Consider the following 25,100-nt stretch of genomic DNA (forward strand, 5'->3'; position numbering starts at 1 on the left):
ACAGGCTCAGGATCGCGGCAAGTAGGCTGCGCACAGGTCGACTCCTAGCGTCGGCTGAGCCCCGGCATGGAAGCTCTCACCCTTCCCGCCGGGGCGCTTTCATTGGACGGTCCTCATCGTATCGCCTTGTATCGACTCGTCGCGATACGTATCTCAAAGTGTGGGGAGTACGCCCGTTGCCTAGCGTCGACTCCATGAACCCCGACGCTGAAATCGACCATGGCGCGCCACTGACCCCGTACCGGCAGCTCGCCGAGATTCTGCGGGCGCAGATCCGACGCGGCGACTGGCAGCCCGGGCGGATGCTGCCGAGCGAAGCTCAGCTCGTGCAGAGGTACGGCATTGCGCGGACGACCGTGCGGCGAGGACTCGGCCTGCTGGCGGACGAAGGCTGGGTGTACGCCGTTCCACAACGCGGCTGGTTCGTCTCCGACCCCCTGCCGCCCGCCCTCGAATCGCCCGCGCCGCCTGCCCAGTAGTGGTTGGTACGGTCAGCGGGTGGACAAGATCAGCCCAGATTCGCCGCAGTACGTCTATGAACAGCTCGCCGCGATCATCGAGCGGAAGATCCGTTCCGGTGAGTACCCGCCGGGCACCAGGCTGCCGGGTGAACTGACCATGACGCACGAGCACAAGGTCGGTCCGGGCACGGTGCGCCGCGCTCTGGACATCCTTCGGGACAGAGGCCTGGTGGTGACCGTACGAGCCCGGGGTTCGTTCGTCTCCGACCCCCTGCCGCCCGCGCCCGGGGCGCCCGTGCCGCCTGCCTAGTGCCGCCGGCTCCGGGAGTGACGAAGGGGCCGCCCCCGCCGGTGTGAGCGGTGGGCGGCCCCGGTGACGTCAGGGCGTGACGCGGCGGATCAGTCGGGCAGGCGGTCCAGCAGCCAGGTGCACAGCTCCTCGGTGATCCCGGTGTGCGGCGTGGTCGCCGACGAACAGACGAATTCGTCCAGCTCGCTGTCGTCCGGGGACAGTTCGTCGACCTTTGCGTACAGGTCCGCCTGCGTCTCGAAGTCACGGATGGCGACCGCGCTCACCGACGGTACGAAGCAGACCTCCTCGTGCCGCAGGTCCACCGTGCCGCCGAGCTTCTCCATCGCGTCGGCGAGGATCTTGTACGTGTGCAGGGTGCCGCCAGGCGCGCCGTCCAGCTCCGGGAAGCCGTCGGTGGTGATGGTGTCCTCGGCCGGGGGGAAGCGCCGGTTCAGGTAGGCGACCGTCACGTCGTCGCCCTGGGCCTGCGTGTAGAAGGTGGTGCCCGGGTAGATCCGGTCGATCCGCAGCGCGATGTCACCGGGCGCGACGTCCGGCAGGCCGATCCCGTCGCCGCGTCCGTTGGCGATGGCGAGGGTGCGCGGGATCCGCGGCCAGCCGCCCACCCGGTCGAGCGCGGCCAGGAACTCGGTGCGCTCCGGGGCGACGTCGATCTTCCCGGTGTCCTTGTCGTAGTGCCGCCACAGCATCTGACGGGCCGCCGGGCTGTCCATCTGCTTCGCGAAGTCGTTCGCGAACGGGATGAAGTACGAGAACGCCTGCACGCCGATGGGGATGGAGGCGCCGCGGTGCGGGCTGTCGTACGAGAAGTACAGCGCGGTCTGGTGGTGCATCCGCTGCGTCTCGAGCTTGGCCAGCGCGTAACGGGTGACGATGCCGCCCATGCTGAACCCGCCGACGACCAGGGGTGCGTCGCCCTGCTTCTCGGCGTTGGCGCGCATGATCGCGGCCACCGCGGCTTCCGCGTTGTCCAGGATCGACGCGTGGCGCTCCTCGAACCCGAGCAGGATCACGTCCCTGCCGCGTCGGCGCAGTTCGCTGATGAAGGGGAAGCCGCCCTCCAGCCCCTGGTACAGCTTGTCGAGCTCGCTGCGGCCGAGGTTGAAGCCGTCGGCCATGATCACGGGACGGACGAGATTGCCGGGGGTGGTGTTGCCCTCGCCCCGGAAGATCCAGGCGAAGCCGTTCGGCAGGGTCCAGTCCTCGTGGTCCGGTACCGCGACCGGGCTGGCGGGTGCGGCGGTGACGGCGGCACCGAGGGTGAACGCGCCGACGTTGGGCTCGGCTGTCTCCGACATGGTCGTGCTCCTTGTGGGAGGGATGGTGAACGACCACATCATGGGGGGCGATTTGCCCGGATCACCCGTTTGACCAGCGCGGTTCATTACAAGTGATGCAATGAGCCCGGAAGGTGTTTGATGCGTCTGGCATGTGCCTTCGGCCTGTTCTGTTCGCTCCGCTGTTCGCACCGCTGTGGGCGTCGCACGCGCTGCCAGAAATTTTCCGGAAGCCGTGCAACCCTTCCGCACCACCGTGTGTCGTATGTGGCATCAGGGCTTCTGGAGGGGGATCCGGGGGGATCGCGGGGGTTCTGGTACGGAGGGGAAAAGCCGAGGGGGCCTGGTCGACAGACCAGACCCCCTCGAAGCTTTTCCCGCCGGCCGGCGGGCCGCCGGGGACGGATTTCAGAAGAACACCCCGCACCGGAGCAGCACGTTCGCGTACGGCCGGGCCTCGCCCGTGCGCACCACCAGCCGGGCTCCGGCCGACAGCTCCTTCAGCTCCTCGTGCGAGACGTACGACAGCGCCCGGAAGCGGCCCGCCAGCAGTCCGGCCGCGGCCGGGTTCGCCTCCCGGACCTCCTCCGCCGCCGTCGCCCCCTCCACGACCAGCTCGTCCAGCAGCCCGTCGACCACCTCCGCGAACGACGGCACGCCCGCCCGGAACGCCAGGTCGACGACCCGGGGACCGTCCGGGATCGGCATGCCGGCGTCGCACACCAGCACCCCGTCGCCGTGCCCCAACTCGGCCAGCGCCCCGGCGAGATGACGGTTGAGGATCCCGGCCTTCTTCACCGGACCTCCCCGTCCCCGGAGGTGAGCGCCGCGACCTCGTCCGCCGTCGGGAACGACTCCTGCGCTCCTGGCCGGGTCACGGCCGCCGCCCCGACCCGGGCCGCGTACGCCGCCGCCTCGGCCAGGGAGGACCCCGTGCCCAGCCGCCACGCCAGCGCCGCCGTGAAGGCGTCGCCCGCACCCGTCGTGTCCACGGCGTCCACCCGCACCGACGGCACCCGCGTGACGTCCTGATCGGACGAGGCGACCAGCGCGCCCTCCGCGCCCAGCGTCACCACCACCGACTTCGGCCCCCTGGCGAGCAGGGTCCGCGCCCAGTCCTCGGGCTTCCCGCCGGGGAGCTCCTCGCCGAGGATGACCTTCGCCTCGTGCTCGTTGACGATCAGCGGGTCGCAGGCTGCCAGCACCTCGGCCGGCAGGGGGCGCGGCGGGGACGGGTTCAGCACGAACCGGCTGCCGGGCGCCAGGTTCCGCACCACCTCCACGACCGTCTCCAGCGGGATCTCCAGCTGCGCCGACACCACCCGTGAGGCGTGGACGAGACCCGCCGCCGCGCGGACGTCCGCCGGTGTCAGGTGCCCGTTGGCTCCCGGTGACACCACGATGCTGTTGTCGCCCGACGGGTCCACGGTGATCAGCGCGACGCCCGTCGGAGCCCCGCCCGCGAGGACGCCGGCCGTGTCGACCCCGGCCGCCCGCTGGGAGTCGAGCAGCAGCCGCCCGTGGGCGTCGTCGCCGACCCGGGCCAGCAGGGCCGTACGGGCGCCGAGCCGGGCGGCCGCGACGGCCTGGTTCGCGCCCTTGCCGCCGGGATGGACGGCCAGGTCGGAACCGAGGACCGTCTCCCCGGCGGCGGGCCTGCGCTCGACGCCGATCACCAGGTCGGCGTTGGCCGACCCTACGACCAGAAGGTCGTGGTCGTACATGAAGTGACTCCCCTGATACGTGACTCGGGGCGACGGCCCCCGGAGAAGTCCCCGGGGCGACCGCCGCCCGCCCGCCGAATGTCAGCCGCTGAAGCCGGCCACGTTCTCCTTCGTGACCACCTTCACCGGCACCTTCACCGTCTCCTCGACCTTCTTGCCCTGCAGCGCCTTCACCGCGTTGTCCACGGCGATCCTCCCCAGCTGCGACGGCTGCTGCGCGACGGACGCGTACAGCGTCCCCTGTTCAACGGCCTTCAGCCCGTCCGGGGTTCCGTCGAAACCGACGACCTGGACCGACGTGCCGGCCTTCGCGCCGAGCGCCTTGATCGCGCCGAGCGCCATCTCGTCGTTGGCGGCGATGACGCCCTGCACGTCCGGGTGCGCCTGGAGCAGGTTCGACATCACGTCGAGCCCCTTGGTGCGGTCGAAGTCGGCCGGCTGCTGGGCGAGCACCTGGATGCCCGGGTAGGCCTTCAGCCCCTTGGCGAAGCCCTCCGCCCGCTCCCGCGCCGCCGATGTGCCGGCCTGGCCCTGGAGGATCACGATCTTGCCGGTGCCGCCGAGCTTCTCGGCGACCGTCCTCGCGGCCAGCTCGCCGCCCGCCACGTTGTCGGAGGCGACCAACGCGTCCACCGTGGCCTTGTTGACGCCCCGGTCGACCGCGATGACCGGGATCTTCGCCTTGTCGGCGGCCTTCACCGAGTTGCCCGCCGCGTCCGAGTCCACCGGGTTGACGATGATCGAGTCGAGGCCCGAACTGGTGAAGTTCTGCAGCTGGTTGGCCTGCTGCGAGGCGTCGTTCTGGGCGTCGGTGACGGTCAGGTCGACGCCCAGCTTCTTCGCCTCGGCCTTCGCGCCCGACTGGATCTGCACGAAGAACGGGTTGTTCAGCGTGGACAGGGCCAGACCGATCCGCGGGTTCGCGGTCGACGAGCCGCCGCCGTGCAGGAACGAGGTCGCGCCCACGATCGCCACGGTGACGACCGCCGCGAGTCCGTACGTCGCCGCCTGCCGGCCCTTGCTCCCGCCCGAGCCGGTCCCGGCCGCCACCGGAGTCGCCCCCGCCTTGCGGCGCACGGTGTCCAGCAGCACCGCCAGCGCGATGACGACGCCGATGACGACCTGCTGCCAGAAGGCGGAGACCGACAGCAGGTTCAGGCCGTTGCGCAGCACCGCGAGGATCAGCGCGCCGATCAGGGTGCCGGAGGCCTTGCCCGTGCCGCCCGCGAGGGAGGCGCCGCCGATGACGACCGCGGCGATCGCGTCCAGCTCGTAGCCGTCGGCGGCCTGCGGCTGCGCCGAGGACAGCCGGGCGGCGAGCACGACGCCCGCCACGGCCGCGAACACCCCGGACAGCGCGTAGATCGCGAGCTTCTGCTTCTTCACCCGCAGACCCGACAGCCGGGCCGCCTCCTCGTTGCCGCCGATCGCGTACATCGAACGCCCGATGTACGTGCGGCCGAGCACGAACGCCGCGAGCAGACCCATCACGATCATGACGAGCACCGGCGCCGGCAGCCAGCCGCCGAGCGTGTCGCCGAGGTGCGAGACCGAGTCGGGGAAGGCGATCGGGGAGCCCTCGGAGATCACCAGCGACAGACCGCGCGCCACGGAGAGCATCGCGAGCGTCGCGATGAACGGCGGCAGCTTGCCGTACGCGATGAGGAAACCGTTCACCAGACCGGCCGCGACGCCGGTGGCGACGGCCAGCACCACCGCCAGGACCACCGGCACGCCGTGCTGGGTCGCACTCCAGGCGAGCACGGTGGCCGACAGCGCCGCCACCGAGCCGACCGACAGGTCGATGCCCGCCGCGACGATCACGAAGGTCACGCCGAAGGCGAGGATGGCGGTCACGGCCGCCTGGACGCCCACGTTGAGCAGGTTGTCCGTGGTCAGGAAGTCGCCCGACAGCGCCGACATGGCGATGACGAGGACGATCAGCGCGGTGAGCGCGCCGTTGTCGAGCAGCAGACGGCGGACCGCCGCGGCGCCGCCGCCGGCGCCCGTCGAGCTCAGATGCGTGTCAGCGGCCACGGCCGGCCTCCACTTCAGTGGTCGGAGGGGTGTCAGGGGTGTCAGGGGTACTACGGGTGTCAGGGGTGTCAGGGGTGTCAGGGGCACCGGGGGCGCTACCGGGATTGCTCACGGCCAGGGCCATCACGGTGTCCTGGCTCGCGTCCTGCGCCGACAGCTCGCCGGCGATCCGGCCCTGGGCCATCACCAGCACCCGGTCGCTCATGCCGAGCACCTCGGGCAGATCGCTGGAGATCATCAGGACGGCGGCGCCGGCCGCCGTCAGCTCGTTGATCAGCTGGTAGATCTCGACCTTCGCGCCGACGTCGATGCCGCGCGTCGGCTCGTCGAGGATCAGCACCCTGGTGTCGGCCAGCAGCCACTTGCCGATGACGACCTTCTGCTGGTTGCCGCCGGACAGGGTGCGCACCTGCTGGCCGAGCCCGGCCATCCGCACGCCGAGCTGCTCGGCGATCCGCGCCGCCGCCTCGTGCCGGCCCTTGAGGTCCACCAGCCCGCCACGGGTCGCGGCCCGCATGGTCACGAGCCCGAGGTTCTCCTCGACCGACTGGTCGAGCACCAGCCCCTGGCCCTTGCGGTCCTCGGGCACGAGCCCGATCCCGGCGGCCATCGCGGCCGGCACGTCGTGCCCGGGCACCCGGTCGCCCCCGACCCGCACGGCGCCCCGGTCGTACGGGTCCGCCCCGAAGACGGCCCGTACCACTTCGGTACGACCCGCGCCGACCAGCCCGGCGATGCCGACGACCTCACCGGCGTGCACCTCGAAGCTGACGTCGTGGAAGACGCCGTCCCGCGTCAGGCCCTCGACGGACAGCAGCGCGGCCCCCGTCCCGGCGCGCTGCCTCGGGTACTGCTGCTCGATGGAACGGCCCACCATGAGCCGGACGAGCTCGTCCTCGGGCGTCGAGGCGGGCACCTGGCCGACCGACCTCCCGTCCCGGATGACCGTGACCCGGTCGCCGAGGGCGGCGATCTCCTCCAGGTGATGCGTGATGAAGACGATGCCGACGCCGTCCTCGCGCAGCCTGCGCACGATGCCGAAGAGCTTCTCGACCTCCTCGGAGGTCAGCACGGCGGTCGGCTCGTCCATGATCAGCACGCGGGCGTCCAGGCTCAGCGCCTTGGCGATCTCCACCATCTGCAGCCATGCGATGCCGAGTTCGCGCACCCGCGCGCGGGGCGACACGTTCACCCCGACCCGCTCCAGCAGGACGGCGGCGTCCGCCTCCATCCTCTTCCGGTCGATCATCCCGAAGCGGCGCGGCTGCCGTCCCAGGAAGATGTTCTCGGCGACCGTCAGATCGGGTACGAGAGTGAACTCCTGGTAGATGGTCGCGATCCCGAGGCGCTCGGAGTCCTGCGCGCCCTGGATGCGCACCTCCTCGCCGCCCGCCAGGATCCGCCCGGCGTCGGGCGTGTAGGCGCCGGAGAGCATCTTGATGAGGGTGCTCTTGCCCGCGCCGTTCTCACCGAGCAGCACGTGCACCTCGCCCCGGCGCAGGTCGAAGTCGACGCCGTCGAGCGCGACCACCCCGGGGAAGGACTTGCGTATGCCCTCAATGCGCAGCAACTCGTCCGCGTTGCTCACGTCTGGCTCCTGTTCGTTGCGGGGGACTCGCCGCACGACCGGCGTACGACGAGACGGGCGGCGAAGGTGACGGACCGGGGCGGCCGCCCCTCGATGCGGTCGACGAGCGCTCGCACGGCGGCCCGACCGAGCTCTCCGGTCGGCTGGGCGATGGCGGTGACGGGCGGGTCGGTGTGCACGAACCACGGGATGTCGTCGAACGCGGCGAGCGCCAGGTCGTCCGGAACGCGCAGCCCCCGCGCGCGTACGGCGTCCAGCGCGCCCAGCGCCATCAGGTTGTCGGCGGCGAACACGACCTCGGGCGGCTCGGGCAGGTCGAGGAAGCCCTCGGTGACCCGCCGCCCGCTCTCCGCCTGGAAGTCGCCCTGACCGATGTAGGCGTCGGGGAGGGGAAGGCCGTACTCGGCCAGGGCGGCCCGGAACGCGTCGACGCGCTCGCTGCCGGTGGTGGTGGCCGCCGGGCCCGCGATGATGGCGAGCCGCCGGTGTCCGAGCCCGTGCAGATGCGCCACGAGGTCGCGCACGGCGGCCCGTCCGTCCGCCCGCACCACGGGCACGTCGACGCCCGGGATCCACCGGTCGACGAACACCATCGGGGTGCCCCCGCGCGCGGCGTCCAGCATCAGCGGCGAGCCGCCGTCGGTGGGGGAGACGAGGAGCCCGTCGATGCGGCGGTCCAGCAGGTTGCGCACATGGTGGTCCTGGAGGTCGGGCCGCTCGTCGGCGTTGCCGATGATGACGCTGTAGCCGAGCGCGCGGGCCGCCTCCTCGACGGAGCGGGCCAGTTCGGTGAAGTAGGGGTTCATCACGTCGCTGATGACCAGGCCGAGGGTGTGGGTCTGGTCGGTGCGCAGCGACCGGGCCACGGCGTTCGGGCGGTAGCCCAGCGTCTGCACGGCGGCCAGCACGCGCGTGCGTGCGTCCGCGCTGACCGACGGATGGTCGTTCAGGACGCGGGACACCGTGGCGACGGAGACCCCCGCCTCGGCAGCGACGTCCTTGATGCTCGCCATCGCCGTGCCACCTCCTCGTGGACTCGGTTCGGGTACGGGACGCGTCGGGGAATCGGTGCGTGTGATCCCTGCATGGAATCGATTACATCGACGCGTACGGAGGAATGAAATCGATTACACGAGCCGGAATCAACCCCTCCGCCCCATCCCGCAACCGGATCGTGATGTGCGCCCCCTCGGGGGACGCCTGCCGCGTCCGGGGCCTGTCCTAGGCTGCCCCCTGTCCGTCGCGGGTGACATGCCCGCGCCAGCCGACAGGGGAGTAGTGGACATGCGCGCAGGTCGGATACTCGCAGCGACGATCGGGGCCGCGGCCCTGGGACTCGGCACCACCGTCGTCGTCGCGGCCCCCGCGGCCGCGGCGGGCTGCACGGCCAAGGCCGACGAGACGGTCGTCATCCGGGCCACGAAAAGCACCGGCGGCACGGCCCTCGCCCAGCTCAACAAGGGTCAGAGCGCGCCGGCGGACTGCACGATGTACTACGCGAACTCCTCGTACGAGAAGTGCGGCATCGTCAGCAAGCGTTGGGTGAAGGTCACCAGGAGCGGCGTGACCGGTTACGTCGTCGGCACCTGTGTGACGATCACGCAGAACTGAACCGCCCCGGACGACCCGGACCGGCCTGTCGGTGCCGGGCGGTACGGTCGGTTCATGTCCCAACAGACGGGGGCCGCCCAGGCGGCGGGCGAGCGGCGGACGGCCACGCTCGAAGGCGTGCTCGAGCGCATCACGTACGCCAACGAGGAGAACGGCTACACGGTCGCCCGCGTCGACACCGGCCGGGGCGCGGGCGACCTCCTCACGGTCGTGGGCGCGCTCCTCGGCGCCCAGGTCGGCGAGTCCCTGCGCATGGAGGGCCGTTGGGGCTCCCACCCGCAGTACGGCAAGCAGTTCACCGTCGAGAACTACACGACCGTGCTGCCCGCCACCGTCCAGGGCATCCGCCGCTATCTGGGGTCGGGCCTGGTCAAGGGCATCGGTCCGGTATTCGCCGACCGCATCACCCGGCACTTCGGCGTAGACACCCTGAAGATCATCGAGGAGGAGCCGAAGCGGCTCGTCGAGGTCCCCGGCCTCGGCCCCAAGCGCACCAGGAAGATCGCCGACGCCTGGGAGGAACAGAAGGCGATCAAGGAGGTCATGCTCTTCCTGCAGACCGTCGAGGTGTCCACGTCCATCGCGGTCCGCATCTACAAGAAGTACGGCGACGCCTCGATCTCCGTGGTGAAGAACCAGCCCTACCGGCTCGCCGCCGACGTCTGGGGCATCGGCTTCCTCACCGCCGACAAGATCGCCCAGTCCGTGGGCATCCCGCACGACAGCCCCGAGCGGGTCAAGGCGGGCCTCCAGTACGCGCTGTCCCAGGCCACCGACCAGGGTCACTGCTACCTCCCCGAGGAACGGCTGATCGCCGACGCGGTCAAGCTGCTCCAGGTCGACACCGGCCTCGTCATCGAATGCCTCGCCGCCCTCGCGGAACCCACGGAGGAAGGCGAGGACCCGGGCGTCGTCCGGGAGCGGGTCCCAGGCCCGGACGGCGTGGCGGAACCCGTCACGGCCGTCTGGCTCGTCCCCTTCCACCGGGCCGAACTCTCCCTCTCCGCCCAGCTGTTGCGGCTGCTGCGCACCGACGAGGACCGGATGCCGGCCTTCCGTGACGTGTCCTGGGACAAGGCGCTGGCGTGGCTGAAGTCCCGTACGCGCGTGGAGCTCGCGCCCGAGCAGGAGGCGGCCGTCAAGCTGGCGTTGACCGAGAGGGTGGCCGTGCTGACCGGCGGCCCGGGCTGCGGCAAGTCCTTCACCGTCCGCTCGATCGTGGAGCTGGCCCGCGCGAGGAAGGCGAAGGTCGTGCTGGCGGCGCCCACCGGCCGGGCCGCCAAGCGGCTCGCCGAGCTGACCGGCGCGGAGGCGTCCACCGTCCACCGCCTGCTGGAGCTCAAGCCCGGCGGTGACGCGGCCTACGACCGCGACCGTCCGCTGGACGCCGACCTGGTGGTCGTCGACGAGGCGTCGATGCTGGATCTGCTCCTCGCCAACAAGCTGGTCAAAGCCGTGCCGCCGGGCGCGCACCTGCTCTTCGTCGGGGACGTCGACCAGCTGCCAAGCGTCGGCGCGGGAGAGGTGCTGCGCGATCTGCTGGCCGACGACAGCCCGGTCCCGGCGGTGCGGCTCACGCGCGTGTTCCGCCAGGCGCAGCAGTCGGGCGTGGTGACCAACGCGCACCGGATCAACGCCGGGCAGCACCCGGTCACCGACGGCATGAAGGACTTCTTCCTCTTCGTCGAGGACGACACCGAGGAGACCGGCCGCCTCACGGTGGACGTGGCGGCCCGGCGCATCCCGGCCAAGTTCGGCCTGGACCCGCGCCGGGACGTGCAGGTGCTGGCGCCCATGCACCGCGGTCCGGCCGGCGCCGGCGCCCTCAACGGTCTTCTCCAGCAGGCCGTCACGCCAGGCCGCCCCGACGTGCCCGAGAAGCGCTTCGGCGGCCGGGTCTTCCGCGTCGGCGACAAGGTCACCCAGATCCGCAACAATTACGACAAGGGGGAGAACGGTGTCTTCAACGGCACCGTGGGCGTGGTGACCTCGCTCGACCTGGTCGACCAGCGGCTCACGGTGCTGACCGACGAGGACGAGGAGGTTCCGTACGAGTTCGACGAGCTGGACGAGCTGGCTCATGCGTACGCGGTGACCATCCACCGTTCCCAGGGAAGTGAATATCCCGCGGTGGTGATCCCCGTCACCACCGGAGCATGGATGATGCTGCAACGGAATCTTCTGTATACGGCCGTCACCCGCGCGAAAAAGCTGGTCGTCCTCGTCGGCTCCCGCAAGGCGATCGGCCAGGCGGTGCGCACGGTCTCGGCGGGCCGGCGCTGCACGGCTCTGGACTTCCGGCTCGCGGGCCGGTGACCTGAGCGCTCCGGGGGCGGCGCGGAGGCAGGGGAAAAATGATCGATCAAATGAGTCACGAAGGTCACAGAGCACTTCCCCAACCGTGACCAAGGCGGCAGGATGAGCTAGTTGGCGGCACTGAGTGCCGTCGATAAGCCCAATGGTCGACCCCGAGTGCACTCTCGTGCGCCAAATGGGGGATGGTAGAGACAGTCAGGGCAACCTCGAAGAAGAGGCACAACGTCGGTGAGGGATGACGTGAGCGACAACTCTGTAGTACTGCGGTACGGCGACGGCGAGTACACCTACCCGGTGATCGACAGCACCGTCGGCGACATGGGCTTCGACATCGGGAAGCTCCGCGCCCAGACCGGTCTGGTGACCCTGGACAGCGGCTACGGCAACACCGCCGCCTATAAATCCGCCATCACCTACCTCGACGGCGAGCAGGGCATCCTCCGGTACCGCGGCTACCCGATCGAGCAGCTGGCCGAGCGGTCGACCTTCCTCGAGGTCGCGTACCTCCTGATCAACGGTGAGCTGCCGACCGTCGACGAGCTCTCCGTCTTCAAGAGCGACATCACGCAGCACACCCTGCTGCACGAGGACGTCAAGAACTTCTACCGCGGCTTCCCGCGCGACGCGCACCCGATGGCCATGCTGTCGTCCGTGGTCTCCGCGCTGTCGACGTTCTACCAGGACAGCCACAACCCGTTCGACGAGAAGCAGCGCAACCTCTCCACCATCCGGCTGCTCGCCAAGCTTCCGACGATCGCCGCGTACGCCTACAAGAAGTCGATCGGTCACCCGTTCGTCTACCCGCGCAACGACCTCGGCTACGTCGAGAACTTCCTGCGCATGACGTTCTCCGTGCCCGCCCAGGAGTACGAGCTCGACCCGGTCGTCGTCTCCGCGCTCGACAAGCTGCTGATCCTGCACGCGGACCACGAGCAGAACTGCTCCACGTCCACGGTCCGCCTGGTCGGTTCGTCGCAGGCCAACATGTTCGCGTCGATCTCGGCCGGCATCTCCGCCCTGTGGGGCCCGCTGCACGGCGGCGCCAACCAGTCCGTGCTGGAGATGCTCGAAGGCATCCAGGCCAACGGCGGCGACGTCGACTCCTTCATCCGCAAGGTGAAGAACAAGGAGGACGGCGTCCGCCTGATGGGCTTCGGCCACCGGGTGTACAAGTCCTTCGACCCGCGCGCCAAGATCATCAAGGCGGCCGCGCACGACGTCCTCTCCGCCCTCGGCAAGTCCGACGAGCTGCTGGACATCGCCCTGAAGCTGGAGGAGCACGCGCTCTCCGACGACTACTTCGTCTCGCGCAACCTCTACCCCAACGTCGACTTCTACACCGGCCTGATCTACCGGGCCATGGGCTTCCCGACCGAGATGTTCACGGTCCTCTTCGCCCTCGGCCGCCTCCCGGGCTGGATCGCCCAGTGGCACGAGATGATCAAGGAGCCGGGTTCCCGCATCGGCCGCCCGCGCCAGATCTACACCGGCGTGGTCGAGCGCGACTTCGTTCCCGTCGAGCAGCGCTAGCGCCTCCGGCGGGGGGCCGGGTCTCTACCGGGTGCCCCTCGTCGCTTGTGATGTCCTGAACGTCGACTGCCCGGGGCCTTGTCCCGGGCAGTCGTGTGTCCGGGGCCGGGACTCCGGGCGCTACGTGGGCGCGTTGTCCGGTGCGGGTGGCTGGGGGCTGGTCGCGCAGTTCCCCGCGCGCCTCGGGCGGGGACGGTCGACCGCGATCGAGAGGTGCTCGCGCGCGCCTTGGGTGGGGATGGTGGGCCGCGGTCGGAGGGCTGTCCTTGCCCGCGGCCGGAGTTCTTGCGTGCGGGCATACGGAAGGCGCCCCGGCGCCAGTCCCCCCACGGGCCGACGACCAGGGCGCCTTCCCATGTCCCGGTGCGGATTCCCCCCACGGGATCCGGCCGGGCGTTGTGAGGACAGCGCCTGAATTCGCTGTTTTCGTTACGATGTGCGGTTGTTGTGCCTGCGGTTGAGCAGAACGAGCAGAACTGCTCGTACTACCGCAGTGTGCGGTCTGCCGGGACAGCGCACGCTGGGAGGGCCGCTCAAAGCTTCCCGGTGTGCGTGCCCCGGCAACGCATCTCTGAGGAAGTCCCCCAAGACATCCCCAGACGTCAGGGCACGCCCCCCAAGACGCTTCCTGACATCGTCAACTTAGACCTTCGAAGCCCTTCGATGGTTTCGTTCGCATCACTGTGATCTGTGTCTCTTGCATATGTCCGTTAGATGCGCAAGAGAACGGATACGGCGATCGAGGCCCAAGCGTAAGGATGATGCGCGAGCCTTGTGAAGAGCTTATGTGAGGTACGGGCAGGACTCCAGGGGTCTTGTCGAAAGGCCTGGGCCTACTCGGCGGTACGGTCCGGTCCTCACCTGAAGGCGCGCAGCCGCAGGCTGTTGGTGACGACGAACACCGACGAGAACGCCATCGCCGCCCCCGCGATCATCGGGTTCAGCAGGCCCGCCGCGGCCAGCGGCAGCGCCGCCACGTTGTAGCCGAAGGCCCACACCAGGTTCCCCTTGATCGTGGCGAGCGTCCGCCGGGACAGCCGGATCGCGTCCGCGGCCACCCGCAGGTCGCCGCGCACCAGCGTCAGGTCGCTCGCCTCGATCGCCGCGTCGGTGCCCGTCCCCATGGCCAGTCCCAGGTCGGCGGTGGCGAGCGCGGCCGCGTCGTTGACCCCGTCCCCGACCATGGCGACGACCCGCCCCTCGTCCTGCAGTCGCCGCACGACGTCGACCTTGTCCTCCGGCAGCACCTCGGCGACGACCCGGTCGATCCCGACGGCCGCGGCGACCGCCTCCGCGACCGTCCGGTTGTCCCCGGTCAGCAGCACGGGCGTGAGACCCAGGGCCCGCAGCTCCCGCACCGCCTCGGCGCTGGTCTCCCTGACCGCGTCGGCGACCGCGAGCACCCCGCGCGCCACGCCGTCCCATCCGGCGACGACGGCCGTCATGCCGTCCCGCTCGGCCTCGTCCCTGGCGCGGGCCAACTCCTCGGGCAGGGACGCGAAGAGGCGCCCCACGGCCACCTCGCGGCCCTCCACCAGCCCGCGCACACCCCGGCCGGGCACGTTCTCGAACCGTTCGGCCGCCGGCAGCTCGCCGACGCGTTCCTCGGCGCCCGCGGCCACCGCCCGGGCGACCGGGTGCTCCGAGGCGTGCTCGAGGGCGCCCGCGAGCCGCAGCAGCAGCCGCTCGTCCACGCCGTCGGCGACCCGCACGTCCTGGAGGGTCATCCGCCCGGTGGTGACGGTGCCGGTCTTGTCGAGGACGACGGTGTCGACACGGCGCGTGGACTCCAGCACCTCCGGGCCCTTGATGAGGATGCCGAGCTGCGCGCCGCGCCCGGTGCCCACCATGAGCGCGGTGGGCGTGGCGAGCCCCAGCGCACACGGGCAGGCGATGATCAGCACGGCGACGGCCGCCGTGAACGCGGCGACCGTGTCGCCCGTCGCCAGGAGCCAGCCCCCGAAGCAGGCGAGCGCGATCAGCAGCACCGCCGGCACGAAGACGCCGGAGATCCGGTCGGCCAGCCGCTGCACCTCGGCCTTGCCGGTCTGGGCCTCCTCCACCAGCTGCGCCATGCGGGCGAGCCGGGTGTCCGCGCCGATCCGGGTCGCCTCGACGACCAGCCGGCCGCCGGCGTTCACGGTGGCCCCGGTCACGGCGTCCCCCGGCGCGACGTCCACCGGCACGGACTCACCGGTCAGCATCGAGGCGTCCACGGCGGACGTGCCCTGCACGACGGTGCCGTCGGTGGCGACCTTCTCCCCGGGCCGCACGACGAACAGGTCCCCTACCGCCAGCCGGTCGACGGGGATCCGCACCTCGCGCCCGTCGCGCAGCACGGCGACCTCCTTCGCGCCCAGCTCCATCAGCGCCCGCAGAGCGGCTCCCGCACGCCGCTTGGAGCGGGCCTCGAGATAGCGGCCGAGCAGGATGAAGGCGGTGACGCCGGCGGCGACCTCGAGGTAGATCGTCGAGGCGCCCTCGGAGCGCGAGACGGTGAGCTCGAAGGGGTGCCGCATGCCGGGCATCCCCGCGTCGCCGAAGAACAGCGCCCACAACGACCAGCCGAGGGCGGCCAGCGTGCCGACGGAGACCAGGGTGTCCATGGTGGCCGCACCGTGCCGCAGGTTCGTCCAGGCCGCCTTGTGCAGCGGTGCGCCGCCCCAGACCACCGCCGGGGCGGCGAGCGTCAGCGAGAGCCATTGCCAGTTGTCGAACTGGAAGGACGGGACCATCGCGAGCAGGACGACGGGGGCGGCGAGCAGGGCGCTGACGAGGAGGCGGTGACGCAGGGCCGTCAGCTCGGGGTCCCGCGGCGCGTCGCCGGCGTCCTGCGGGGGCGGCTCGGGCGCGGGTTCCTCGGCCGTGTACCCGGTCTTCACCACGGTCGCGATCAGGTCGGCGACCTCGACGCCGGCCGGATAGCTGACCCGCGCCTTCTCGGTCGCGTAGTTGACCGTGGCGGTGACGCCGTCCATGCGGTTGAGCTTCTTCTCCACGCGTGCCGCGCAGGAGGCGCAGGTCATGCCGCCGATGAGCAGCTCGACCTCGGAAGGGGGAGCGGCTATCGCGGACTCGGCGGAGGTGGCGGTGCTGGTCATGTCCGTACTCCAGGAAACGGACCGGGCCGTACGGAACCAGTATCAGCTGGTCGGCACGGCCCGGTGGATGCCTCGGGATGGGGAATCGGTGCTCAGGCCCGGCCGGCCAGCTCGAAGCCGGCCTCGTCGACCGCGGCGCGCACGGCCTCCTCGTCGAGCGGGGCGGCGGAGACGACCGTGACCTCGCCGGTCGAGGCGACGGCCTTCACCGAGGTGACTCCGGTGAGCTCCGAGAGCTCGCCGGAGACGGCGCCCTCGCAGTGGCCGCAGCTCATGCCGCTCACCTTGTAGACGGTGGTGACGGAGCCCGGGGTATCGGTTGCAGCGGTCATGTCGTTCTCCTCGCAGAGGCGGCTGGGGCGGGCGGCGTCGCCAGGGCCCGCCGTTGTCGAGAGTATACCCCTAGGGGGTATTTACCAAAGGAAGCCCGCCGCCGCGCCGCCGGTGCCGCCCACGCACTTGCGCGGTCCGGCGTGCCGCCGGTCGGAGGCTCCCGGCGGCACGGACGCCACCCGAGTGCGCGCCGCGCCGGCCGTCCGGCGACGATGTACCCGCCGGCGAGACGGCGACGGGAACGGGAACGGCGACGGGAGCGCGGATGCGAGCGGTGGTCTTCGAGCGGTACGGCGAACCGGCCGAGGTGCGTGAGGTGCCCGACCCCCGGCCCGCCCCTCACGGAGTGGTCGTCCGGGTGGAGGCCACCGGCCTGTGCCGCAGCGACTGGCACGGCTGGATGGGCCACGACCCGGACATCGTCCTGCCGCACGTGCCGGGTCACGAACTCGCCGGCGTCGTCGAGCAGGTCGGCGAGCTGGTCACCCTCCGACGGCCCGGCGACCGGGTCACCGTCCCCTTCGTGTGCGGCTGCGGCAGCTGCCCGTCCTGCGCGGCCGGCCACCACCAGGTGTGCGAGCGCCAGACCCAGCCCGGCTTCACGCACTGGGGCTCCTACGCCCAGTACGTGGCCCTGGACCACGCCGACGTGAACCTGGTCGTGATCCCCGACGACCTGTCGTTCGCGACGGCCGCCTCCCTCGGCTGCCGGTTCGCCACCGCGTTCCGTGCGGTCGTGCAGCAGGGGCGGGTCGCGGCCGGGGAGTGGGTGGCGGTGCACGGCTGCGGAGGGGTGGGCCTGTCGGCGGTGATGATCGCGGCGGCGAGCGGCGCGCGGGTGGTGGCGGTGGACGTGTCCCCGCAGGCCCTGGAGCTGGCGCGGACGTTCGGCGCGGCGGAGTGCGTGGACGCGACCGGCGTGCCGGACACGGCCGAGGCGGTCCGTGAGCTGACCGGCGGCGGCGCGCACCTCTCCCTCGACGCCCTCGGCTCCCCGGCGGTCTGCGCCGCCTCCGTCAACGGCCTGCGCCGCCGCGGCCGTCACGTCCAGGTCGGCCTGCTGCCCTCCGCGGACGGCATGACGTCGGTGCCGCTGGCCCGTGCCGTCGCCCTGGAGCTGGAGATCCTGGGCAGCCACGGCATGGCGGCGCACGCCTACCCGGAGCTGCTGGAGCTGGTCCGGTCGGGCGTGCTGCGTCCCGACCTGCTGGTGACGTCCATCATCACGCTCGACGCCGCTCCGGCGGCGCTGGCGGCGTTGGGGGCGAGCCCGGGCGCGGGAATGACCGTCGTCGAGCCGTGGACCTGAGCGTGGACCTGAGCGGACGTCCGGCGGCGTCCGGAAGGCGCCGTGCCCCACGGGACGGGCGGGGCACGGGGCGACGTCGGGTTTCCCCCGGGCGTCAGTCCCGCCTGCGGCCGCGGTTGCCCGGGCGGGAGGCGACCCAGGCGCGGACGGTGTCGGCGTACCAGTAGGGCTTGCCGCGCTCGACCTGGTCGGGCGGGGGCAGCAGTCCGTGTTTGCGGTAGGACCGCACGGTGTCCGGCTGCACCCTGATGTGCGCCGCGATCTCCTTGTAGGACCAGAGCCTTCGGTCGGTCATGAGCCGCACCTTCCCTGCGCGCGCGGGGCGGCGGCCGGGAGGCCGCCCGGGGGAGCCCGGCGCTGCGCTGGCGATCAACGAGCCTGTGCCCCGTGAACGAGGTGCTGTTGCCGAGCGGAGGCTGCTGTTGACCGTGTGTGACACAAGACCCGCGTATACGCGACATGTGTGACAGGAAGGGGGTGTTTGTGACACGAGTGACGCAATGCCGCGCTTGGGGCCTGCGAGGGGGCGCCCGCCGCTCGCCGGGCCGGCCGCACGGCTGCTCGCCGGGCCGGCCGGCGGGTCAGTCGCCGGGGCGGCCCGCGTGGGCGACAGGAGACGGGCCGGGCCCGCTGCGACAGGCCCGGCCCGGCCCCGTTCCCCGCCGTCCCCCCGGCACGTCCCCGTCGGCCGGACCGGCCGGATCCACCGCATGGGCCGGAGCAACCGCATGGGTCTGATCGGCCGGTTCGACCGGAACGACCGGATTCAACTGGCAGGACCCCAGCCTGTATTCAGCCAATGCGTCCGGTCTTGGAAAAATGCGCATCCGGTCCGGACCAATTGCCGGCCGACGTCGGCAGCAGCAGGCTGGTCGCCTCGCCGCTGATCCGGTCCGCGCCCGGTGACGCCGGTTCCGGCAGCCTCCTGGCCTGCGCGAACTGCCTCGGCGTGCACCCTGTCATCGCCTTGAACTCGCCGCTGAGATGGGCCTGGTCGTAGAAACCGCACAGCGCCGCCGTCTCCGCCGCGCTCCGTCCCTCGGCGAGCAGCCGCCGGGCCCGTTGCAGCCGCAGCACGCGGGCCGCCGCCTTCGGGCCCAGCCCGATCTGCTCGCGGAAGCGGCTCTCCAGCTGCCGTACGCTCCAGCCGACCTCCTCGGCCAGCCGGGGGACCGGCAGCGCGCCGTCCGTGCGCACCAGCAGCGACCAGGCCCGCGCCACCCGCTCCGAACCCGGCATGGCCGCCTGCCGCCAGCGGTCGAACGTGTCGTCGAGCAGCGCGAACCGCCGCTCCCAGCACGGCAGCGCGGCCAGGGCGGCGGTGAGTTCGCCGAGGGGCGAGCCGAGACTGTGCGGCAGCTCGTCCGGATCGACCGTGCGGTTGACGAGCTCGTGCTGCGGTGTGCCGAACAGGGCGAACGCGGCCCACGGCGTCAGCAGCACCTCGACGCCCGAGAACCGTCCGCAGTGCTCCCCGACGGCGGGGGTGGTGGTGGGACCGCAGTACACGCAGGCGCGGGTCTCCGGCTCCTGCCCCGCCCGCCAGATGCGCACCGGCTCGTCGAACCCCAGCAGCAGGGTGGAGGCCCCGATGGGCGCCTCGAGGCGCCGCCGGGGCCGGGGCATCGCGAGCCGGATCCCGCGATAGCTCATCACCCCCGGCCGCAGCCGTGGATGAGGAACCGCGGTGACGAACTCCCAGGACCCGCCCGGCCCTTGCCCGGACCGGGTGTGTACCGCCCGTACAGCCATGGGCGCTTATGTTGCTCCAGGGCGCGCGGCACCGCCAGGGGTGCCGCAGGCCCGCCCTGATCCGCTCTGATCCGCCCTGACCCCGGCGGGTCGCGCGGACCCGGCCTCAGGCCCCGCAGCTCCGCAGGAACGCCCGCGTACGCTGCGCGATCGGCAGCGGGGTGTCCGGGGCGCACGGGTACATGTCCTGCTCGACGATCGCGAACAGGTCCACGTCCAGCTTCTGCGCGGCCTCCAGCACGGGCCCCAGCGCCGGCACGCCCGCGGGCGGCTCGCACATGACGCCCTGGGCCACGGCCGGCCCGAACGGGGTCCCCTTGGCGCGCACGTCCGCCAGGATCTCCGGGTCGACCTGCTTGAGGTGCAGGTAGCCGATGCGCTCCCCGTACGTCTCGATCAGCTTGACGCTGTCCCCGCCGCAGTAGGCGTAGTGGCCGGTGTCCAGGCACAGCGACACCAGGTCGGAGTCGGTGCCGTCCAGGAACCGGGCGACGTTCTCCTCGCTGTCGACGTGGGTGTCGGCGTGCGGGTGGACGACGATCTGCAGGCCGTAGCGCTCCCGCACCTCCCGCCCGAGCCGCTCGGTCAGCGTGGTCAGGTTGCGCCACTGCTCGGGCGTGAGCGTGTCGGACTCCAGCACCTCGCCGGTCTTGTCGTCCCGCCAGAAGGACGGGATGACGACCAGGTGCCTCGCGCCCATCGCCTGCGCGAGCACCGCGTTGTCGGCGACGTGCGCCCAGGTCTTCTCCCACACGGCCTCGCCGTGGTGCAGGCCGGTGAAGACCGTGCCGGCCGAGACCTTCAGGCCACGCCTGGACGTCTCCTCGGTGAGGACGGCGGGGTCGGTCGGCAGGTACCCGTAGGGGCCGAGCTCGATCCACTCGTAGCCGGACTGCGCCACCTCGTCGAGGAAGCGCTGCCACGGGACCTGGGCGGGATCGTCCGGGAACCAGACGCCCCAGCTGTCGGGGGCCGATCCGATCCGGATGCGGGAAAGTGAGGACTGAGGTGACAACGACGTCATGGCCGTCAGAGTGCGGTCTCACCGAAGGGGTGTCAAGGCCTGGTCCGAATGTCTGGACAAAACATTGACAGGGCCCGCCGTGCGGGGCTACAAAGCCTGAGAGCCGATACGGGACGTGTGCCGAGGACATGCCGCGAGCGGCGTCACGGGGACGACCGACACGAAGGGAAGTCGATGGCGTACGACCTGATCACCATGGGGCGGATAGGGGTGGACCTCTATCCGCTGCAGACGGGCGTCCCGCTCCCGCAGGTCACGTCCTTCGGGAAGTTCCTGGGCGGATCGGCGACCAACGTCGCGGTCGCCGCGGCCCGTCTCGGCCGGTCCACGGCGGTGATCTCGCGCACCGGCGACGACCCCTTCGGCACCTATCTGCACGAGGCCCTGCGCGGCTTCGGCGTCGACGACCGCTGGGTGACGCCGGTGCCCGGCCTGCCGACGCCCGTCACCTTCTGCGAGGTCTTCCCGCCGGACGACTTCCCGCTGTACTTCTACCGGCAGCCCAAGGCGCCGGACCTGGAGATCGACGCCCACGAGCTCGACCTCGACGCCGTCCGCGAGGCCCGCGTCTTCTGGGTCACCGGCACCGGTCTGAGCGAGGAGCCCAGCCGGACCGCCACCCTCGCCGCCCTCGCCCACCGCGACAAGGCCGGGATCACGGTCTTCGACCTCGACTGGCGCCCGATGTTCTGGAGCGACCCGGAGGCGGCCCGCCCGTTCTACGCCGAGGCCCTGAAGCACACCACCGTCGCCGTCGGCAATCTCGACGAGGTGGAGGTGGCGACCGGCGTGCGCGAGCCGCGGGCCGCCGCGCAGGCGCTGCTGGACGCCGGGGTCGAGCTCGCCGTCGTCAAGCAGGGACCCAAGGGCGTCCTCGCCGTCGACAACAAGGGCGGGTCCGCCGAGGTCCCGCCGCTGCCGGTGAACGTCCTCAACGGCCTCGGGGCCGGCGACGCCTTCGGCGGCTCCCTCTGCCACGGCCTGCTCGCGGGCTGGGACCTGGAGAAGACCATGCGGCACGCCAACGCCGCCGGCGCCATCGTGGCCTCCCGGCTGGAGTGCTCCTCGGCGATGCCGACGCCGGACGAAGTGGCCGCGGCGATCGAGGCGGGAGCCGTCCTGTGACCACCGTCGACGTCCTGGAACTCGTCCGTCTGCGCAGCCATCGCCCCGAGGCGATCGCCGAGGCCGCCGCCCGCCGCACACGCAGGCCGCTGCTGGGCGACTCCGGCCGGCTGATGATCGTCGCCGCCGACCACCCGGCCCGCGGCGCGCTCGGCGTCGGCGGGCGCAAGCTGGCCATGGCCAACCGTGCCGACCTGCTCGAACGCCTCTGCCTAGCCCTGTCGCGCCCCGGCGTGGACGGCGTCCTCGCGACCGCCGACATCCTGGACGACCTGCTCCTGCTCGGCGCCCTCGACGGCAAGGTCGTCATGGGCTCCATGAACCGCGGCGGCCTCCAGGGCGCCGCCTTCGAGCTCGACGACCGCTTCACCGGCCACCGCGCCGAGGACATCGAGCGGCTCAACTTCGACGCGGGCAAACTGCTGCTGCGCATCGACTACGACGACCCGGGCTCCCTCACCACCCTCGAGACCACCGCCCGCGCCGTCGACGACATGGCCGCCCGCGGACTCCCCCTCTTCGTCGAGCCGTTCATCAGCCGGCGCACACCCGACGGCAGACTCGGCAACGACCTCTCCGCGGAGGCCGTCACCAGGTCGATCGCCATCGCCTCCGGGCTGGGCGGCACATCGGCCTACACCTGGCTGAAGGTGCCCGTCACCGACAATCCCGACGACATGGCCGAGGTCATGCAGACGTCCACGCTCCCTGCCGTCCTGCTGGGCGGCGAGGTCGGCGACGACCAGGACGGCGCGTACGAGAAGTGGCGCGGGGCGCTGCAACTTCCCACCGTGCAGGGCCTGGTGGTCGGACGTTCGCTGCTGTACCCGGCGGACGGGGACGTCGCCGCCGCCGTGGACACCGCCGTCGGACTGCTGTGAGGGCCGCATGAGCAACGACCTGTACCTCGCGCGCGGGACCACCGCGCACTCCGGCTACGCGCTCGACATCGATCCCGCACGAGCGGGCTGGGACTACTGCAGCCTGCGGGTCGTCGAGCTGGAGCCGGGCGGCGGGCACGTCTTCGACACGGGTGACAGCGAATGGATCGTGCTGCCCCTCGAAGGCGGATGTACCGTGCGCACAGATCAACAAGAGTTCCAACTCCTGGGCCGGGAAACGGTGTTCGCGTCGGTATCCGACTTCGCGTACGTTCCCCGGGACGCCCGGGTCCAGATCGCCTCCGGCGCGGGAGGCCGCTTCGCCCTGGCAGGAGCGAAGTGCGAGCGACGACTCCCCGCCCGCTACGGCCCCGCGCCGGAGGTCCCCGTCGAAGAGCGCGGCAGCGGCACGTGCGCCCGTCTGGTGCGGGGCTTCGCCGCAGCCGACGCCTTCGACTGCGACAAGCTGATCGCCGTCGAGGTCGTCACCCCCGGCGGCAACTGGTCCTCGTACCCGCCGCACAAGCACGACGAGCACCGGCCGGGCGAGGAGGCCGAGCTCGAGGAGATCTACTACTTCGAGATCGACGGCCCGAACGGCTTCGGCTACCAGCGGGTGTCCCCCTCGCGGGAGGGCGGCGCCGACGTCCTCGCCGAGGTGCGCTCCGGCGACGCCGTGCTCGTCCCCGACGGCTGGCACGGACCGGCCGTGGCCCAGCCCGGGCACGCCATGTACTACCTGAACGTCATGGCGGGACCGGGGCAGACCCGGGAGTGGCGGATCTGCTTCCACCCCGACCACGTAGAGAGCACAGGGGGCTACCGATGACGGCGCAGACCTCGACGACGCGGCTGACGGTCGCCCAGGCGCTGGTGCGCTTCCTCGCCGCCCAGCACACCGAGCGCGACGGCGTACGGCAGCGGCTGATCGGCGCGACCTGGGGCATCTTCGGCCACGGCAACGTCGCCGGCCTCGGCCAGGCGCTGGTCGAGTACGGCGACGAGATGCCGTTCCACCAGGGCCGCAACGAGCAGTCGATGGTCCACGCGGCCGTCGGCTACGCCCGCCAGTCGAACCGGCTGTCCACCCACGCGGTGACGACGTCGATCGGCCCCGGCGCGACCAACCTGGTCACCGGCGCGGCCCTCGCCACCGTCAACCGGCTGCCGGTCCTGCTGCTGCCCGGCGACGTCTTCGCCACCCGGGTCGCCGACCCGGTGCTCCAGCAGCTCGAAGTCCCCTACGCGGGCGATGTGTCGGTCAACGACTGCCTGCGCCCGGTGTCGAAGTACTTCGACCGGATCACCCGCCCGGAGGCGCTGATCCCGGCGGCGCTGCAGGCGATGCGCGTTCTCACCGACCCGGTGGAGACCGGCGCGGTCACCCTCGCCCTGCCGCAGGACGTCCAGGCCGAGGCCTACGACTGGCCCGAGGAGTTCTTCGCCGAGCGCGTCTGGGCGGTCCGCCGCCCGGGCGCCGACCCCGTCGAACTCGCCGAGGCCGTACGGGCGATCCTGTCGGCCGAACGCCCCCTGGTCATCGCGGGCGGCGGCGTCCACCACAGCCGCGCCGAGGAGGCCCTCGCCGAGTTCGCCGAGGCCACCGGCATCCCGGTCGCCTCCACCCAGGCCGGCAAGGGCTCGCTGCGCCACGACCACCCGCAGGATGTGGGCGGCGTCGGCCACACGGGCACCGCGACCGCCGACGAGCTGGCCCGCACGGCGGACCTGATCATCGGCGTGGGCACCCGCTACACCGACTTCACGACCGCCTCCAACACCCTGTTCGCGGGTGACGGCGTCCGCTTCGTCAACCTCAACATCGCCTCCTTCGACGGCCACAAGCTCGCCGGCCTGCCCCTCGTGGCGGACGCCCGCAGCGGCCTCGGCGAGCTGACCGAGGCCCTGCGTCTGCACGGACACCGGGTCGCGGACGTCCACGTCACCGCGTACTCCGAGGACAAGGAACGCTGGGAGCAGCGCGTCGACGCCTGTTACGAGGCCGACGAGCCCGACGTCCGCCCGACCCAGCCGCAGGTGCTCGGCGCGCTGGACGCCCTCGTCGACGAGTCGGACGTGATCATCAACGCGGCCGGTTCGCTCCCCGGCGACCTGCACAAACTGTGGCGGACGCGCTCCCGGGACCAGTACCACCTGGAGTACGGCTACTCCTGCATGGGGTACGAGATCCCGGCCGCGATCGGTGTGAAACTGGCCGCACCGGAGCGCAACGTCTGGGCGCTGGTCGGCGACGGCACGTACCTGATGATGCCGACGGAGATCGTGACGGCCGTGCAGGAGGGGATCGCGATCAAGATCCTGCTCGTGCAGAACCACGGCTACGCCTCGATCGGCGGTCTGTCGGAGTCGGTGGGCGGCGAGCGCTTCGGCACGGCCTACCGCTACACCGCCGACGACGGCACCTTCACCGGCGCCCCGCTGCCCGTCGACCTGGCCGCCAACGTGGCCAGCCTCGGCATGCGCGTGCTGCGCGCGAAGACCGTCCGCGAACTGCGCGAAGCCCTCGCCGAGGCGCGCCGCGCCGACACTCCCACATGTGTCTACGTCGAGACCGAAACGGCCGACACTGTGTCGGGCCCGCCGCCCGCGCAGGCCTGGTGGGATGTACCTGTGGCCGAGACCGCGACGCGACCGTCCGCGGTGAAGGCACGTGAGCTGTACGAACGGCACGTCTCTACCCGACGCCGCCATCTGTGA

The 25,100-nt window shown here is 71.6% G+C and carries 21 protein-coding genes; 10 read left to right on the forward strand and 11 right to left on the reverse strand.

Translation table 11 applies throughout. The features are described from left to right. Positions 1-194: 194 nt before the first annotated feature. Together OHS82_RS26955 and OHS82_RS26960 are read left to right on the forward strand one after the other, a co-directional pair. Positions 195-479 carry a GntR family transcriptional regulator gene (locus OHS82_RS26955; protein WP_057574553.1) on the forward strand — a complete coding sequence of 95 codons (285 nt, stop codon included), beginning with the start codon at positions 195-197 and terminating at the stop codon, positions 477-479. Positions 480-498: 19 nt separating this feature from the next. After that, entirely contained in the window at positions 499-771 is a 273-nt protein-coding gene (locus tag OHS82_RS26960) for a GntR family transcriptional regulator (protein ID WP_328434695.1), read from the forward strand. A gap of 89 nt (positions 772-860) precedes the next feature. Here OHS82_RS26960 and OHS82_RS26965 read toward each other — a convergent pair whose 3' ends face one another. The 6 genes from OHS82_RS26965 to OHS82_RS26990 all read right to left on the reverse strand — a co-directional run bounded on the left by OHS82_RS26965 (position 861) and on the right by OHS82_RS26990 (position 8,413). Beyond that, on the reverse strand, positions 861-2,072 hold the full coding sequence (locus OHS82_RS26965; RefSeq protein ID WP_057574555.1) for an esterase/lipase family protein: 1,212 nt from the start codon (positions 2,070-2,072) through the stop codon (positions 861-863). A 387-nt stretch (positions 2,073-2,459) separates the two neighbouring features. Further along, positions 2,460-2,849 (reverse strand): D-ribose pyranase, encoded by a 390-nt coding sequence (gene rbsD, locus OHS82_RS26970; RefSeq protein ID WP_057574556.1) that lies wholly within the window; start codon positions 2,847-2,849, stop codon positions 2,460-2,462. Continuing rightward, positions 2,846-3,775, reverse strand: coding sequence for a ribokinase (locus OHS82_RS26975; RefSeq protein WP_057574557.1), 930 nt, complete (start codon positions 3,773-3,775; stop codon positions 2,846-2,848). The genes rbsD and OHS82_RS26975 overlap by 4 nt, the downstream gene beginning before the upstream one ends. Positions 3,776-3,856: 81 nt before the next feature. Further along, entirely contained in the window at positions 3,857-5,812 is a 1,956-nt protein-coding gene (locus OHS82_RS26980; RefSeq protein ID WP_057574558.1) for an ABC transporter permease/substrate-binding protein, read from the reverse strand. Further along, positions 5,802-7,400, reverse strand: coding sequence for a sugar ABC transporter ATP-binding protein (locus OHS82_RS26985; RefSeq protein WP_328434696.1), 1,599 nt, complete (start codon positions 7,398-7,400; stop codon positions 5,802-5,804). Before OHS82_RS26985 ends, OHS82_RS26980 begins: the two co-directional genes overlap by 11 nt. Next, complete coding sequence (locus OHS82_RS26990) at positions 7,397-8,413, reverse strand: LacI family DNA-binding transcriptional regulator (RefSeq protein WP_057574560.1); 1,017 nt, start codon at positions 8,411-8,413, stop codon at positions 7,397-7,399. Before OHS82_RS26990 ends, OHS82_RS26985 begins: the two co-directional genes overlap by 4 nt. A 271-nt stretch (positions 8,414-8,684) precedes the next feature. Between OHS82_RS26990 and OHS82_RS26995 the strand changes: the two genes are divergently transcribed. The 3 genes from OHS82_RS26995 (at position 8,685) to OHS82_RS27005 (ending at position 12,857) form a co-directional block, all read left to right on the forward strand. Further along, positions 8,685-9,011, forward strand: coding sequence for a hypothetical protein (locus OHS82_RS26995; protein WP_057574561.1), 327 nt, complete (start codon positions 8,685-8,687; stop codon positions 9,009-9,011). A 54-nt stretch (positions 9,012-9,065) separates the two neighbouring features. Next, positions 9,066-11,327 (forward strand): SF1B family DNA helicase RecD2, encoded by a 2,262-nt coding sequence (gene recD2 / locus OHS82_RS27000; protein ID WP_328434697.1) that lies wholly within the window; start codon positions 9,066-9,068, stop codon positions 11,325-11,327. A gap of 240 nt (positions 11,328-11,567) precedes the next feature. Beyond that, complete coding sequence (locus OHS82_RS27005; protein WP_057574563.1) at positions 11,568-12,857, forward strand: citrate synthase; 1,290 nt, start codon at positions 11,568-11,570, stop codon at positions 12,855-12,857. Positions 12,858-13,714: 857 nt separating this feature from the next. Here OHS82_RS27005 and OHS82_RS27010 read toward each other — a convergent pair. After that, positions 13,715-15,958, reverse strand: a complete 2,244-nt coding sequence (locus OHS82_RS27010; protein ID WP_057574564.1) for a heavy metal translocating P-type ATPase — start codon at positions 15,956-15,958, stop codon at positions 13,715-13,717. A 92-nt stretch (positions 15,959-16,050) separates the two neighbouring features. Continuing rightward, on the reverse strand, positions 16,051-16,290 hold the full coding sequence (locus tag OHS82_RS27015) for a heavy-metal-associated domain-containing protein (RefSeq protein ID WP_057574565.1): 240 nt from the start codon (positions 16,288-16,290) through the stop codon (positions 16,051-16,053). Positions 16,291-16,556: 266 nt separating this feature from the next. On the opposite strand from OHS82_RS27015, the gene OHS82_RS27020 reads away from it, so the two are divergent. Further along, positions 16,557-17,600, forward strand: a complete 1,044-nt coding sequence (locus OHS82_RS27020; RefSeq protein WP_328434698.1) for a zinc-dependent alcohol dehydrogenase family protein — start codon at positions 16,557-16,559, stop codon at positions 17,598-17,600. Positions 17,601-17,694: 94 nt separating this feature from the next. Here OHS82_RS27020 and OHS82_RS27025 read toward each other — a convergent pair whose 3' ends face one another. The 3 genes from OHS82_RS27025 to OHS82_RS27035 all read right to left on the reverse strand — a co-directional run bounded on the left by OHS82_RS27025 (position 17,695) and on the right by OHS82_RS27035 (position 20,376). Next, complete coding sequence (locus tag OHS82_RS27025; protein ID WP_057574567.1) at positions 17,695-17,895, reverse strand: helix-turn-helix transcriptional regulator; 201 nt, start codon at positions 17,893-17,895, stop codon at positions 17,695-17,697. A 497-nt stretch (positions 17,896-18,392) separates the two neighbouring features. Continuing rightward, on the reverse strand, positions 18,393-19,226 hold the full coding sequence (locus OHS82_RS27030) for a helix-turn-helix domain-containing protein (RefSeq protein WP_328436112.1): 834 nt from the start codon (positions 19,224-19,226) through the stop codon (positions 18,393-18,395). A gap of 232 nt (positions 19,227-19,458) precedes the next feature. Continuing rightward, complete coding sequence (locus OHS82_RS27035) at positions 19,459-20,376, reverse strand: sugar phosphate isomerase/epimerase family protein (RefSeq protein WP_057574569.1); 918 nt, start codon at positions 20,374-20,376, stop codon at positions 19,459-19,461. Between the two features lie 174 nt (positions 20,377-20,550). On the opposite strand from OHS82_RS27035, the gene iolC reads away from it, so the two are divergent. From iolC to iolD, 4 genes are read left to right on the forward strand one after another with little or no spacing between them, the layout of a single operon-like run. Then, complete coding sequence (gene iolC / locus OHS82_RS27040; RefSeq protein WP_057574570.1) at positions 20,551-21,501, forward strand: 5-dehydro-2-deoxygluconokinase; 951 nt, start codon at positions 20,551-20,553, stop codon at positions 21,499-21,501. Next, positions 21,498-22,382 (forward strand): Cgl0159 family (beta/alpha)8-fold protein, encoded by an 885-nt coding sequence (locus OHS82_RS27045; RefSeq protein WP_057574571.1) that lies wholly within the window; start codon positions 21,498-21,500, stop codon positions 22,380-22,382. The genes iolC and OHS82_RS27045 overlap by 4 nt, the downstream gene beginning before the upstream one ends. 7 nt (positions 22,383-22,389) lie before the next feature. Next, positions 22,390-23,211: a 5-deoxy-glucuronate isomerase gene (gene iolB / locus OHS82_RS27050; RefSeq protein WP_057574572.1), complete on the forward strand. Its 822-nt coding sequence runs from the start codon at positions 22,390-22,392 to the stop codon at positions 23,209-23,211. After that, entirely contained in the window at positions 23,208-25,100 is a 1,893-nt protein-coding gene (gene iolD, locus OHS82_RS27055) for a 3D-(3,5/4)-trihydroxycyclohexane-1,2-dione acylhydrolase (decyclizing) (RefSeq protein WP_057574573.1), read from the forward strand. The genes iolB and iolD overlap by 4 nt, the downstream gene beginning before the upstream one ends.

The sequence above is a fragment of the Streptomyces sp. NBC_00425 genome, from assembly GCF_036030735.1.
GTDB lineage: Bacteria > Actinomycetota > Actinomycetes > Streptomycetales > Streptomycetaceae > Streptomyces.

Coding starts and splice junctions, on each gene's coding strand:
- OHS82_RS26955 (WP_057574553.1), top strand. CDS start 195: ATGAACCCCGACGCTGAAATCGACCATGGCGCGCCACTGACCCCGTAC.
- OHS82_RS26965 (WP_057574555.1), bottom strand. CDS start 2,072: ATGTCGGAGACAGCCGAGCCCAACGTCGGCGCGTTCACCCTCGGTGCC.
- OHS82_RS26975 (WP_057574557.1), bottom strand. CDS start 3,775: ATGTACGACCACGACCTTCTGGTCGTAGGGTCGGCCAACGCCGACCTG.
- OHS82_RS26990 (WP_057574560.1), bottom strand. CDS start 8,413: ATGGCGAGCATCAAGGACGTCGCTGCCGAGGCGGGGGTCTCCGTCGCC.
- OHS82_RS26995 (WP_057574561.1), top strand. CDS start 8,685: ATGCGCGCAGGTCGGATACTCGCAGCGACGATCGGGGCCGCGGCCCTG.
- recD2 (WP_328434697.1), top strand. CDS start 9,066: ATGTCCCAACAGACGGGGGCCGCCCAGGCGGCGGGCGAGCGGCGGACG.
- OHS82_RS27010 (WP_057574564.1), bottom strand. CDS start 15,958: ATGACCAGCACCGCCACCTCCGCCGAGTCCGCGATAGCCGCTCCCCCT.
- OHS82_RS27015 (WP_057574565.1), bottom strand. CDS start 16,290: ATGACCGCTGCAACCGATACCCCGGGCTCCGTCACCACCGTCTACAAG.
- OHS82_RS27020 (WP_328434698.1), top strand. CDS start 16,557: ATGCGAGCGGTGGTCTTCGAGCGGTACGGCGAACCGGCCGAGGTGCGT.
- OHS82_RS27025 (WP_057574567.1), bottom strand. CDS start 17,895: ATGACCGACCGAAGGCTCTGGTCCTACAAGGAGATCGCGGCGCACATC.
- OHS82_RS27030 (WP_328436112.1), bottom strand. CDS start 19,226: ATGCCCCGGCCCCGGCGGCGCCTCGAGGCGCCCATCGGGGCCTCCACC.
- OHS82_RS27035 (WP_057574569.1), bottom strand. CDS start 20,376: ATGACGTCGTTGTCACCTCAGTCCTCACTTTCCCGCATCCGGATCGGA.
- iolC (WP_057574570.1), top strand. CDS start 20,551: ATGGCGTACGACCTGATCACCATGGGGCGGATAGGGGTGGACCTCTAT.
- iolB (WP_057574572.1), top strand. CDS start 22,390: ATGAGCAACGACCTGTACCTCGCGCGCGGGACCACCGCGCACTCCGGC.
- iolD (WP_057574573.1), top strand. CDS start 23,208: ATGACGGCGCAGACCTCGACGACGCGGCTGACGGTCGCCCAGGCGCTG.